This window comes from Pseudomonas sp. LBUM1641 (genome assembly GCF_059716235.1).
Map to the genome: position 1 here is coordinate 1,186,912 of NZ_CP166815.1, position 12,546 is coordinate 1,199,457.

Sequence of the window (12,546 nt, forward strand, 5' to 3'; positions counted from 1 at the left end):
TGTTACTTAGTCCGGCAGTTTGAACGCCATCACATAGTCGCCCTGCTTGGTGCCCAGGGAACCATGACCGCCGGCCATGACCAGCACGTACTGCTTGCCGTCCTTGCCGGTGTAGGTCATCGGTGTGGTTTGCGCGCCTGCTGGCAGGCGGCCTTCCCACAGTTGCTTGCCGTTTTTCACGTCATAGGCACGCAGGTACTGGTCAAGGGTACCGCTGAGGAAAGACACGCCACCGGCCGTGGTGAAGGTCCCGCCCAGGCTTGGTACGCCCATGGTCAGTGGAATCGGAACCGGCGAGCTGTCACGCACGGTGCCGTTCTTGTGCATCCAGATGGTCTGGTGGTTGGTCAGGTCGACCGCGGCCACATAACCCCATGCTGGCGCCTGGCACGGCAGGCCCAGTGGCGACAGCATGGCTTCGAGGATCACGCCGTACGGCGCGCCTTTGTTCGGCTGCACGCCTTCGGTTTCGCTGACCCGTGGGCCTTGCTTGGCGATGTCGGCGGCCGGGATCAGTTTCGATTTGAACGCCATGTAGCTCGGGTTCACGAAAGCAATCTGGCGAACCGGGTCGACGGAAATGCCACCCCAGTCGAACACGCCAAAGTTACCCGGGTAAACGATCGAACCTTGCAGCGATGGCGGGGTGAACGGACCGTCGTAGCGCATGGATTTGAAATCAATCCGGCACAGCATCTGGTCGAACGGCGTCACGCCCCACATGTCACGCTCCTTGAGGGGCGGTGGCATGAAGTTCAGGTCCGATTTCGGTTGGGTCGGAGCGGTGTGATCGCCGGCCACTGCACCTTGCGGTACAGGGATTTCATTGATCGGCACCACTGGCTGACCGTTCGAGCGGTCGATCACGTAGATGCTGCCTTGCTTGGTCGACGCCATTACCGCTTGCTTCACGCCGTCAGCGGTCTTGATGTCGATCAGCGAAGGCTGGCCGCCCACGTCCATGTCCCACAGGTCATGGTGAGTGAACTGGAAGGTCCACTTCACGTGGCCGCTGTCGATGTCCAGGGCGGTCAGGCCGGCGCTGTACTTCTCGGAGTCCGGAGTCCGGTCGCCGCCGTACTGGTCGGGCATCTGGTTACCCATCGGCAGGTAGAGCATGCCGAGTTTTTCGTCCACCGCGAACATCGACCACATGTTTGGCGAGTTGCGGGTGTAAGTCTTGCCCTCGGCCAACGGGGTGGTGTCGTCCGGGTTGCCGCTGTCCCAGTTCCACACCAGCTTGCCGGTGTGCACGTCGAACGCGCGGATCACGCCGCTTGGCTCGTCGGTGGAGACGTTGTCGGTCACGTGACCGCCGATCACTACCAGGTTCTTGGTAACGGCCGGTGGCGAGGTGGAGTAGTAACCGCCCGGGGCGAAGGTGCCGATGTTGGCACGCAGGTCGACCTGGCCTTTGTCACCAAAGTCTTCGCACATCTTGCCGGTGTCGGCGTTCAGGGCGATCAGACGGGTGTCGGCGGTAGGTACGAAGATGCGTTTCGGGCAGGCATTCGGCGCGGCGGCCGGGCTGGCGCTGCCAGTCGGGCTCTGCTCGGAAGCGTAGACCGCGTCATCGTGATACGACACGCCACGGCAGGTCATGTGCGCCCAACCCTTGAAGTTGGCAGCACCCTCGCTGCTGATCTTTGGGTCGAAACGCCAGATTTCCTTGCCGGTGTCCGGGTCCAGGGCAATGACCTGGCTGTGTGGTGTACACACGTAGAGCATGCCGTTGACTTTCAGCGGGGTGTTTTCCGCGGTGGTTTCACCGGGATCGCCTGGGCCAGGAATGTCGCCAGTGCGATACGTCCAGGCTGGAACCAGCTTGTGGGCGTTTTCCGGGGTGATCTGCGCCAGTGGCGAGTAACGGTCACCAAAGGCCGAGCGGCCATAGGAGTTCCAGTCACCGTCCGCCTGGGCTGGCGCGGCGCTGGCCATGCCTGGCACCGCATCGCGGTCCAGTTGGCCTTTTTTGACCATGGCACCCGGGTCGGTGAATTGGCTGGCCAAGGCAGCAGCACCGGCCAGCACGACGGCGACGCTCAGGGCGCCAGTGCCCAGCGGCGCGGCTTGGCCACGCAGCAATGGACGGCGGAACCACGGGAGCAGCATGACGATGCCGAGGGCGAACAGCAGCGCCAGGCGCGGCACCAGTTGCCACCAGTCCAGGCCGACTTCCCACAGCGCCCAGACGGTGCTGGCAAACAGCACCAGTGCGTACAAGCCCAGCGCCGCGCGGCGTGTTGCCAGCAGCAAAAGACCGGTGACGGTGATGCCGAGACCGGCCAGCAGGTAATACAGCGACCCGCCGAGCATGCTCAGCTTGATCCCCCCGGCCAACAAGGCCAGGCCCATTATCAGCAGCAAGATCCCCAGTAGCCTGGGCAGCAGGCGACTTGGACTTGAAGCACCATCAGTGCTCATAGTGTGGTTCTCCGTTACGTTTTGAATTGATTGCGCACAGTTCACTGTAGATGACGTTCCGGCGCAGGCTTGGTTCAGGGCAAATTAGCTTTATTCAGAATCAGAACGAGCTTTGCAGCTTGATCCCGCCGATCAGCGCGTCATCCACCTGGGCCACGGCCCCGGGGTGACGGATGTATTGCAGGTTCGGGCGCACGGTCAGCCAGTGGGTGACGTGGATGCCGTAATAGAGTTCGGCGCTGTATTCGGTGTGTTGAATCGGCATATAGGCCGGGTCATCGAAGTCGTACACCGCACGGGCCTGGTTGCTCGCCTCGGCGTTCTTGCGATAGGCCGGGTTGACGTGCACCCGGGCCACGGCAAGGCCGATATCGTCCTTGGCGCGGGCGTCAAACGGGCCCTTGTAGACCACGCCGGCCTGCACGTAGTTATCCACAGCGTTGGTTTTCTTGTCGTGCATCGTGCCGTTGGCGAACACGCTCAAGCCTCGCGAATGGTCGCTGGCCAGGCTGGTGACTTGCTGTTGCACTCCCAGCCACACCCCGTGTTTGCTGGAGGCGCTGCGATAGGCCTCGCCGCTGAGGGCTGCCGGTTGGTCGTTGCGGTCTTTATAGACGTCGCTGGCCTTGGCGCTGCTGTAGTAGTAACCGGCGCGGTATTCGCCGGGCAGGCCGTTGAGCGTGGGTGTCCACACCAGTTCCACCGGGAGCAGGGCGCCTTGTGTGCCGCTGCCACTGAGCTTGAAGCCATTGCCGCGATCCAGGTTGGACGGGTTCTGTTCATAGGCGCCGACCTGGGCGTACAGTTCGGGCGTCAGGTGATACTTGACCCGCAGCGCCCACTGGCTCACCGGCCAGTTGTACCAGATGCTGCCCACCCAGTTACCGACCTGTGAGCCGCAGAACGCCAGGTTCTGGAAGTCGCAGGGGAAGCTGTTGAAGTCTTCGCCTTCGCCAAAGCGCCCGGCCTTGATGTCGAGCTTCTGGTCGAAGAATTTCTGCTGGTACCACATTTGCGTCAGGCGCCAGGTCTGGCCACGGCCCCAGACTTCCTGGGACGAAGTGAACCCGCCCACACGCGGATCGTTAACGCGGTCGTTGGTGATGTTGTTGCCGCTGCGCTCGGTCACCGTCAATTGGAACTCGGCGTCGTGCCAGCCGAGGATCTTCTGCAGATCCAGGTGCGTGCCCAGGCCGAACTGATCGCTGTAGCGCGCAGTACGATCGTGGTCAGAACCGCCATGCAGGTTACTGCCCATCTCGCCGGTGTAGTCGAGTTTGAAGTCGTAGCCTTGTTGAGACAGCGCTGTCCGGGTGCCGCCGAAATCACCCAGCATCCACGGTGATTCAGCGTCAAAGGCAGGAGCGGCTTGGGCACAGGTGGCCAGACCGAAAGGCAGCAGCGCAGCGCACAGGCGCAGGTTTGGGAAAGCTGGCATAGGCAAAATGGGGTCTTAATATTTTATGGTTTTGAAACGCCAACAGCGACCTGGCGCGTTCGCACAAAGGCGTTGAACACGGGCGGACGATGTTTTATGGAATGATGAAACGTTTCAGTTTGTTGCCGACAAGGATAAAGCCCCGACGCGGGGAGAGAAAGGGCTAAACGGAAGATGGATTCTTTCGGATTTGGTAATAGTGGCGTCGCTGGGTCATTGTGCGCCTTTGGACAACTTGAAGGCGGGGCTCATTTCGTCCTGCTCACGTCTTGAGATGCCCACTGCATTGGCCAGCGTTGGCCACTGATTCACAATGCCCCTGAAACGTTCGATAAGCGTGTCGGCCTCCGGGAGTGGCACCCTGAAGATCCCGGCGACTGATCGCACCAACTCCAGATCCAGAGCGTTGTCATGTTCGCTGATATTGAGTTTCAGGCCATGACCGTAACGGTCGGGATTCATATCGTAGGCAGGAGAGAGCCGCCAGCCCCGTCCCGGTTCCAGCAGGAAGCCGTGGTTACGCAAGTGATCATCGGTATTGGAAACCAACACGTTAAACAGAATTCGGCACCACAGTTCGCGCAAGTCAGCTTGGGTATCGGCGCCTTGCGTGATCAACACCCGTGCAAGTTCCAGGTAGCTGACGCCAGTCGAGGCATCGTCACCATCGGTATGCCCGGTCAAGGTCATGGCGGAGGCGAAATGCAAACGTCGCCCCTGAGCAGACCGGTCAAAACGTTTAACCCTGAAGCAGTGATGCTCGCTGGCATAGCGTTCTGCATCCATGGGGGCGACGCGCAGACCGCAGCCCTCGGCGAGAGACCCAACGATGTATTCCCAGGCTCCCACATCGTGCTCATCGCGCAGGCTCGAAAACTTGGCAATCCAGAGATGCCCATCGGGGTCGACCACGCTGGCTTTAGGGCGTGCGCCACCCAGCGAGCCGCCGGGTGCGATCAACGTCCGCAGCCATTCGCTGCCTTCGACGGCGGTATTGTCGGTATCGTTTTCCAGGGCGCGGCTGGCTGCTTCCAGTTCCCGCAGTTTGATCAGTGGCGGCGCCGCCAGGCTGTCCTGATTGTCCAGAAAGGGGCCGCTGTCATCTTGCTTGAAACGCAACGCGCCGACGCGGAAGGTATCGTGTACACCCAACAGGAAGTCTGACTCCATAAGCCGAGTGTGGGGTGCAACTCTTGCCGCTCGTTTATCGCGTTCCAGCCGACGCTTCATCAGCATGCGCCCCCATCGGTCGGGGCTGGAGTCGGCAAATACACCGAAGGTATCGCGACCTTGCGGGGGGAACTGCGGGCCTTCGAACAAGCCTAGGCGCGGGTCAAGTTGAGTCAGGCCCAACTGCGGATCAGCCAGCGCCTCACGGTCGTATTCAAACTCAAACAACTCACTTGGACCGCCTTGGCGCGCATGCAGTACGCCAAGGCGACGGGCATGATCGAGCCCATCCCAGTCGGCATAAACGAGAATACGGGTCATGGCTTGGATGACTCGTCACTAGAACGGCTGACGGGGTTGACGATCAGGGCCGAAAGTTTCGAGGCCGTTTGTGCCTGGGGGGAGACTGAGGACGCGATGGTGGCAGACAACGTGTGTGCAGCCTTCTTCACGCGAGGCTTGGTTGCCCCCTGCTTTTTGTTTGTAAGCGCGGCGTCTTGCAGATGGCGTCCTACTGTGTCGGTTTCAGCGATCGAGGCTATATCCTGTTCGAGCCCGAGCACTTGCAATACGGACAGGTAGGCGCCGATGGTCACTCCCGTAGAGCCTCGCTCCAATGCACGCAGGGTCATGAGTGACATACCGGCACGCTCCGCCACTTGTTTGGCGGTGAGCTTGCGACGCAAGCGCGCCAAGCGCAGGCGTTCGCCCAAGTCCGCCAGCAATTGCTGGGTCATAGGGAGCAGCGGAGCGGTTTTGTTGGCCATGGGTGCAATTATTCCGGCGCTTTCGAGATGAATATGCAGGAATAATAGCACTACCGGTGAGCATTTGATCTGCAATTATTTTGGCTGTTTTGTAGTCTTATGGCTAAAATAATTGCAGTTTTGTTGTGGTGGGGGGTTGACCTAAGCCAGCTTCACCAAACACCCCTCAAGAATATCCAGCCCTTCCTCCAGCACCGCCGCCTCAATCGTCAACGGCGCCAGCAGACGGATAATGTGCCGTGATTTGCCGCTGGGCATCAGCAGCAAACCCGCCTCGCGGGCCAGGGCCAGCAGTTGGGTCAGTTGTTGTGGTGCCGGGCTGCCGTCGGCGTTGGCCAGTTCGATACCACGCATGGCGCCCACGCCGGTCAAGCGGCCGAGGTACGGCGAGAGCTTTTTCGAACGCCATGATTCATAGCGGCTGAGGATGGCTTCTTCCTGCTGCGTGCCCCAACTTTTCAGGTGTGCATCCGTCATTTCATCCAGGGTCGCCAACGCCGCCGCGCAGGCAATCGGGTTGCCGGAATAGGTGCCGCCCAGGCCGCCTTTGGGCAGGCTGTCGAGCAACGTTTTGCGACCTACTACTGCGCCGAGCGGCACACCGCCGGCGATGCTTTTGCCCAGCAGAATCAGGTCAGGCTCGATGCCCAAGCGTGAGAACGCAAAACGCTGGCCGGTACGGCCGAAGCCGGACTGGATTTCATCGGCAATCAGCAGGATGTTTTTCTCGTCGCAAAAGCGGCGCAGCGCTTGGGCGAATTCCACGTCCAGCGTCAGGAAGCCCCCTTCGCCCTGCACCGGTTCGATGATGAAACAGGCCACGTCGTCGACGTCGATTTCCACGCTGAACAGCCGGTCCATCGCCTTCAGCGCTTCGGCGCAGGTCACGCCGTTGTCGCGACTGGGGAATGGCAGGTGGAACACCGGCCCCGGCAGTACGCCGACTTTTTGTTTGTACGGCGCGACCTTGCCATTGAGGTTCAAGGTGGCCAGGGTGCGTCCGTGAAAGGCACCGTCAAAGGCAATGACAGCGGTGCGGCCCGTCGCTCCCCGGACAATTTTCAAGGCGTTTTCCGCCGCCTCCGCACCACTGTTGGTGAGCATGCCACTGACCGGGTAATCCACCGGGATGAACGCGGTGAGGCGGTCCATCAGTTCGATGTAGGGCGCGTGAGGGGCGGCGTTGAAGGCGTAGTGGGTGAGTTTGGTCGCCTGCTCGCGAATCGCCTCGACCACACGCGGGTGGCAATGGCCCAGGTTGAGTACGCCAATGCCACCGACGAAATCGATGTAGCGCTTGCCCGTGGTGTCCCAGACTTCGGCGTTCTTGCCATGGCTGAGGCTGATGGGGTGGACGATGGAAATCGACTGGCTGATGGTTTCGCGGCTCATGGATCCGGGACTCAAGAATAGGATGCGTCCTTTTATCTAAGCCGTGAGCCGCCTTGCCCCGCAAACGAAATAAAGTCGCCGGGTCATTATTAAAAGTCGGGATGTGCTGTGGTGTACTCCACCATCCAGCTCAAAAACGCCTGCACTTTTGGAATCCCACCGGCATGTTCGGCATGGGCGATAAAGTGCGCGCCGGCGCTGGGCATCGCGTAATCCCAAGGGATCATCAGGCTGCCGTTCGCCAATTCCTCGGTCACCAGATACTGCGGCACCAACGCCACGCCATACCCCGATTGCGCTGCGCGAATGCACATGTAGAACGTGTCGAAGCGCGGCCCGTGGTAGCTGTTTTGCGAGTGCAGGCCTTGTTCCAGAAACCACTCGTGCCAGGCTTCCGGACGCGAGGTGCATTGCAGCAACGTGTGGCGAGACGAGGCGTCGCTGCCTGCGGCGACAAAACCGGGTGCGCACACCGGCACCACGGCTTCGCGAAACAACTCGATGCAGGTCGCTCCCGGCCACGATCCCTGGCCGAAGAAGAACGCGATGTCGGCCTTGGCCTGCAACACGTCGAACGGCTCCAGTTCATTGCGCACGTCCAGGTGGATATTGGGATGGCGCGCGGCAAAATCCTTGAGCTTGGGCACCAGCCAGCGGTCACCGAAGGTTGGCTGGGTGGCGATGCGCAGCACTTCGGTTTCGCCGCCGTAGGTCAGGATGTAGCGGCTGGAAATATCCACCTGGTTGAGGATCTTGCGCACTTCCTCCAAGTACAGCGAGCCTGCCGGCGACAGGTACAAACGCTGGCGCACTCGCTGGAATAACGGGTGGCAGAGCATCTCTTCCAACTGCGCCACTTGCTTGCTCACCGCACTCTGGGTCAGGTGCAGCTCTTCGGCGGCGCGTGTGAAGCTCAAGTGGCGGGCGGCGGCTTCGAAGCACTGCAGGGCAGTCATCGAAGGGGTCAAGCGTTTCGAAATCACGGGATCGCAGATCCTTTCAAATAGCCAAGTTCATTCCAAATCGGAAGGAGCCTTTGCCTAAACGTCGTTTGTGGCCAAGGTGTAAAGCCGTTGATACTGACCGGCAACACTATAAACGGCGCGGGTTTTTGGCGCCGAATAATAAAGATCGACAGGGAGCGCCTTGCATGAAGAACATCAAATCCACGTTGGCGGCATTCACCGCCGCCGCAGTATTGGGGTTGGCCGGGAGCGCGCACGCGGGGGCGACCCTGGATGCGATCCAGAAGAAGGGTTTTATCCAGTGTGGGGTCAGCGATGGTTTGCCGGGTTTTGGCGTGCCGGACGCCAACGGCAAGATGACCGGCATCGATGTGGATGTGTGCCACGCCGTCGCCGCCGCGCTGTTTGGTGACGCGTCGAAAGTGAAGTTCAGCCAGTTGACCGCCAAGGAGCGCTTCACCGCGTTGCAGTCCGGCGAGATCGACCTGATTTCCCGCAACACCACCTGGACCAGTTCCCGCGACGCCGGCATGGGCATGGTGTTCACCGGCGTGACCTACTACGACGGCATCGGCTTTCTGGTGAACACCAAGCTCGGTGTGAAGAGCGCCAAAGACCTGGACGGCGCGACCATCTGCATCCAGGCCGGCACCACCACCGAGCTGAACGTCTCGGACTACTTCCGCTCCAACGGCCTGAAGTACACGCCGATCACCTTCGACACCGCCGACGAAAGCGCCAAGGGCCTGGAAGCCGGCCGCTGCGATGTGCTGACCACTGACCAGTCGGGCCTGTACGCCCAGCGAATCAAGATGGCTCACCCGGATGAATTCGTGGTGTTGCCGGAAGTCATTTCCAAGGAACCGCTGGGCCCGCTGGTGCGCAAGGGCGACGACGAGTGGTTCAGCATCGTCAAGTGGACGTTGTTCGCCATGCTCAACGCCGAGGAAATGGGCATCACCTCGCAGAACGTCGAAGAGCAGGCCAAGTCCACCAAGAATCCGGACGTCGCCCGCCTGCTGGGCGCAGACGGTGACTACGGCAAGGACCTGAAACTGCGCAAGGACTGGGTGGTGCAGATCGTCAAGCAAGTGGGCAACTACAGTGAAGTCTTCGAGCGCAACATCGGCCAGGGCAGTGTGCTGAAGATCAAGCGTGGCCTGAACGCGTTGTGGAGCAATGGCGGCATCCAGTACGCGCCGCCGGTTCGCTGAAGGTTTACTCAGACACGGTGTCCTTGCCCGCCGCCTTGGAGCGATACAACGCCTGATCGGCCCTGGCCATCAGGCTTGTGGGTGATTCTTCGTTGCGCCGCTCCACCACGCCCAGGCTCAGCGTTACTTTGAAATTGCCCACGGCGGGCAGCTCCTTGAGCACACAGCGCATCCGCTCGGCCAGTTCCCGCGCGGTTTCCAACGTGCTTTTGGGCACAATCACCATGAACTCATCACCGCCCCAGCGGGCCAGCAAGTCGCCGTGGCGCAAGCAGGCTTCCAGGCATTGCACCACATGCACCAGGGTTTCATCACCGACGGCATGGCCGTGTTGGTCGTTGATCGGCTTGAAGTCATCTACGTCCATGGCAATCAGCGACAGCGGCAGGCGAAACCGTTGGGCGCGATCGCATTCTTCCAGCAGGACCCGCTCCAGGCGGTAACGATTGGCCACACGGGTCAGGGCGTCGCGCTCTGCCAGGGAGCGGTTCTCATCCAGTTGCACCTGCAGTTGTTGATTGACCCGCGACAGCTCGCGGGTGCGTTCAGCCACCAGGGCTTCGAGGGATTGATTGCGTCGTTCCAACTGTTCGATGGACTGTTTGCGTGCCTGGATGCTGCGGTGGGCGCCGACCATGCGTGCTACCGAGCCGTCGTCGTTCCGTGAGATCACGTAGCCACGGTCTTCAATCCACAAGTAGGAGCCGTCTTTCTTGCGGCAGCGGTATTCGGCTTGATAGTGAGTGGTGCGGCGGTTGATGTAGTTATCGAACAGCACCATCACCTGAGGGTAGTCCTCGGGATGAATCACGTTTTCCCAGGTGAATACGCTGTTTTCCAGGGAGTGATGGGCGTACCCGAGCATTTCGTACCAGCCGGGGTTGCGGTAGACGAACCCGCTGTTGGCGTTCCAGTCCCAGATCCCGTCGCTGACCAGCTCCATGATTGCGTGCAGCATGTCGGCGTTAAGGTCGGAAAAGTCGTTCCGTGACGGTTCGCTGGCAGATGTATCGTCCATTGCGCGTTCCTTGCGTGTGCTGGCTCTTATGGCCAGTCAATATTGACGCCGATACTCCGTGGCTGACGGTACTGTACAACGGCGCTTTGGCGCTTAGAAAGGGGTGCTTTGGTCTAGTCGAGGGTGTGGCTCAAGGCCGCTATTTGTTAGGGGGCAGCCTTTAATTTGGCGGCACCATCCTCGTCTTCGGCGCACCATTGGCATTGTGTTGATAGATCGCCTCAGGTTGCCCTTGCTGGTTAAAAAACACCTGCCCGATCCCTGCGGAGTTCCACAACCGCTCCCCCGCCTCGGCGTGTTCCGGAATATGCGGCACTACCTGCATGGGTCTGCGTCGGGTCAGCCAGTTCAACGGCGAGCGGGGCGAGTAGAGCCAGCGATTGAGGCGGTCGAACCATTCCAGCAGGCGCGGTGGGAATTCGTTCTTGATGCCGCTGCTGGTGATCTGCCAGATCTTCGGGCCAGCGTTGCGGTGGCGGATCAGCACTTCGTAGACGAACGAGTAGTGCACGTCTCCGGACAGGATCACGTAATTACCCGGGGTGCGGGAATGGCGAAAGATGTTGAGGATCACCTGCGCCGCGCCGCGATGGGCCATCCAGTTTTCCGCGTCCACCAGCAGCGGGTAGCCGCACCAGCTGAAGGCTTTCTGCACGGTCTCGATCAGCTTGACGCCGAAGATCGGCGCCGGTGAGACGATGATCGCCGAAGGGTGGTCCAGCAGTTCCTGTTGCAGTTCGCTCAAGGCTTCCCAGTCCAGCAGGCCGGACGGTTGCTTGAGGTTGAACTCACTGCGCCAGCGCCGGGTGCGGGTGTCGAGTACTACCAGCGCGGGCGTGGTGGGCAGCACGTAATGCCATTGCTGGAATTTCAGCAGTTCGTCTACCAGCTCATCCTGCGCATCAGCATCCAGGTAGTTGCCATGGGTTTGCGTGGTCAGGGCCAGGGTTTTGCCTATTACGGTGTCAAACACATCGGGGTTATTGCCCCAGCCCTGGCACAGCATGTAAGCCAGCAGCGCGTTGCCGATGATGCGTTTGGAGAACGGATGGCCGTAGGCCGTTTCTTCCCATTGGGCGCTGAGGTTCCAGTCGTCGGTGATGTCATGATCATCGAAGATCATCAGGCACGAAAGATGGGCCATTACCCTGGCCACGCCACCCAGGCCATCCCGAAACTTGTCGATCTGCATTTGCTCGTGGGCGTAGCGTACGTGCCCTTCGGCGCGCAGTTGCGGCGCTTGCGGGTTGATCAGGCCCCACGACACGGGTGACCAGGCGAGCAAGTACATCGCCATGACTTCGGCGAAGGTTACAAGGTGGTTGTCGGCGCTGCTGCTGGTGAAAATCGGCTTCTTCACGCCACCAAAAAACCGCTCGCGCAGGGTCTCGTTGCTCTCCAGGGCGGGCAACAGATCGGCTCGATGGTAGTAGCTGGCGGCATGCTCATAGAGTGCAGCGCTGTTGTCGACGACGGCACCGTCGAGGTGTTCGTCGAACAGGCCGAGGCGTGTGATCAGCGTATGAATGGCTCGCAGCATTGGCCCGGCGACATCGTCGGCGTAGACCTGGTCGCCGCTCATCATCAACAAGGCCGGGCGCTCTTCGACGGTGGTCGACTCGGCTAACAGACGGTCGACACACAGCAAACCTTCATCGGCTCTGTGGTGGGGCTTGCGGCACGAGCCGTGTACCAACTGATGGATGCGGCTGTGCAGGACGAAGTTCGGGGTTTGGGTGCCCGGGTAGAGCAGGTGCGGTGCCCACTCGGCGATGCCGGCACCGTTTACCAGCAGGTCGTACCCGATGATCACGTCCTGGGGCAGGGCGTCGGCCAGCGGCACGTCGATCAAATGGATAAAGGCCTGGCGCCCGACAGGCACGACCTGGCAGCGGCTGGCGTCCAGTTCGATATCCAGCCTCTCGCCTTGGGCGGGTTGCAGCCTCAGGGTCAATGCCAGGGCACGACTTCCCACCAGCCACATCAGCAGGCGCCGGGGCTCCAGGCGTCGCAGCAATGGGCCAGCAAGTACGGCAGGAAGGGGGGCGGGTTGCAGCATGAAGGCCATGGCTCTTTGCAGGTTGGGAACAAAGGGTAACGCAATGGATGTCAGTGTTTTGTCAAGGATTGCACCAGGTGAGAGGGCAGCGGTGCTGCC

General features: G+C 60.7%; 9 protein-coding genes. 1 reads left to right on the plus strand and 8 read right to left on the minus strand.

All coding sequences use genetic code 11. The features are described from left to right. Nucleotides 1-6: 6 nt before the first annotated feature. The 6 genes from ACA046_RS05350 to ACA046_RS05375 form a co-directional block, all read right to left on the minus strand. On the minus strand, nucleotides 7-2,424 hold the full coding sequence (locus ACA046_RS05350; protein WP_497676050.1) for a glucose/quinate/shikimate family membrane-bound PQQ-dependent dehydrogenase: 2,418 nt from the start codon (nucleotides 2,422-2,424) through the stop codon (nucleotides 7-9). 100 nt (nucleotides 2,425-2,524) lie between these two features. Beyond that, on the minus strand, nucleotides 2,525-3,862 hold the full coding sequence (locus ACA046_RS05355; protein ID WP_497676051.1) for a carbohydrate porin: 1,338 nt from the start codon (nucleotides 3,860-3,862) through the stop codon (nucleotides 2,525-2,527). A 213-nt stretch (nucleotides 3,863-4,075) separates the two neighbouring features. Continuing rightward, on the minus strand, nucleotides 4,076-5,353 hold the full coding sequence (locus ACA046_RS05360) for a type II toxin-antitoxin system HipA family toxin (protein WP_497676052.1): 1,278 nt from the start codon (nucleotides 5,351-5,353) through the stop codon (nucleotides 4,076-4,078). Beyond that, nucleotides 5,350-5,799 carry a helix-turn-helix domain-containing protein gene (locus ACA046_RS05365; protein WP_497676053.1) on the minus strand — a complete coding sequence of 150 codons (450 nt, stop codon included), beginning with the start codon at nucleotides 5,797-5,799 and terminating at the stop codon, nucleotides 5,350-5,352. The genes ACA046_RS05360 and ACA046_RS05365 overlap by 4 nt, the downstream gene beginning before the upstream one ends. Nucleotides 5,800-5,940: 141 nt before the next feature. Continuing rightward, nucleotides 5,941-7,191, minus strand: coding sequence for a 2-aminoadipate transaminase (locus ACA046_RS05370; RefSeq protein WP_497676054.1), 1,251 nt, complete (start codon nucleotides 7,189-7,191; stop codon nucleotides 5,941-5,943). 89 nt (nucleotides 7,192-7,280) lie between these two features. Next, entirely contained in the window at nucleotides 7,281-8,147 is an 867-nt protein-coding gene (locus ACA046_RS05375; RefSeq protein ID WP_497676055.1) for a LysR substrate-binding domain-containing protein, read from the minus strand. Nucleotides 8,148-8,341: 194 nt separating this feature from the next. Here ACA046_RS05375 and ACA046_RS05380 point away from each other — a divergent pair, with 194 nt between their 5' ends. Further along, nucleotides 8,342-9,370 carry an amino acid ABC transporter substrate-binding protein gene (locus ACA046_RS05380; protein WP_258343832.1) on the plus strand — a complete coding sequence of 343 codons (1,029 nt, stop codon included), beginning with the start codon at nucleotides 8,342-8,344 and terminating at the stop codon, nucleotides 9,368-9,370. A 4-nt stretch (nucleotides 9,371-9,374) separates the two neighbouring features. On the opposite strand, the gene ACA046_RS05385 is transcribed toward ACA046_RS05380, so the two are convergent. Further along, nucleotides 9,375-10,388 (minus strand): sensor domain-containing diguanylate cyclase, encoded by a 1,014-nt coding sequence (locus tag ACA046_RS05385; RefSeq protein WP_497676056.1) that lies wholly within the window; start codon nucleotides 10,386-10,388, stop codon nucleotides 9,375-9,377. A gap of 160 nt (nucleotides 10,389-10,548) precedes the next feature. Then, nucleotides 10,549-12,447, minus strand: coding sequence for an alkaline phosphatase D family protein (locus ACA046_RS05390; protein WP_497676057.1), 1,899 nt, complete (start codon nucleotides 12,445-12,447; stop codon nucleotides 10,549-10,551). Between the last annotated feature and the right edge of the window lie 99 nt (nucleotides 12,448-12,546).

Excerpts from the sequence above, each read along its gene's own strand:
- ACA046_RS05350 (WP_497676050.1), bottom strand. The coding sequence starts at position 2,424 with ATGAGCACTGATGGTGCTTCAAGTCCAAGTCGCCTGCTGCCCAGGCTA.
- ACA046_RS05355 (WP_497676051.1), bottom strand. The coding sequence starts at position 3,862 with ATGCCAGCTTTCCCAAACCTGCGCCTGTGCGCTGCGCTGCTGCCTTTC.
- ACA046_RS05360 (WP_497676052.1), bottom strand. The coding sequence starts at position 5,353 with ATGACCCGTATTCTCGTTTATGCCGACTGGGATGGGCTCGATCATGCC.
- ACA046_RS05365 (WP_497676053.1), bottom strand. The coding sequence starts at position 5,799 with ATGGCCAACAAAACCGCTCCGCTGCTCCCTATGACCCAGCAATTGCTG.
- ACA046_RS05370 (WP_497676054.1), bottom strand. The coding sequence starts at position 7,191 with ATGAGCCGCGAAACCATCAGCCAGTCGATTTCCATCGTCCACCCCATC.
- ACA046_RS05375 (WP_497676055.1), bottom strand. The coding sequence starts at position 8,147 with ATGACTGCCCTGCAGTGCTTCGAAGCCGCCGCCCGCCACTTGAGCTTC.
- ACA046_RS05380 (WP_258343832.1), top strand. The coding sequence starts at position 8,342 with ATGAAGAACATCAAATCCACGTTGGCGGCATTCACCGCCGCCGCAGTA.
- ACA046_RS05385 (WP_497676056.1), bottom strand. The coding sequence starts at position 10,388 with ATGGACGATACATCTGCCAGCGAACCGTCACGGAACGACTTTTCCGAC.
- ACA046_RS05390 (WP_497676057.1), bottom strand. The coding sequence starts at position 12,447 with ATGCTGCAACCCGCCCCCCTTCCTGCCGTACTTGCTGGCCCATTGCTG.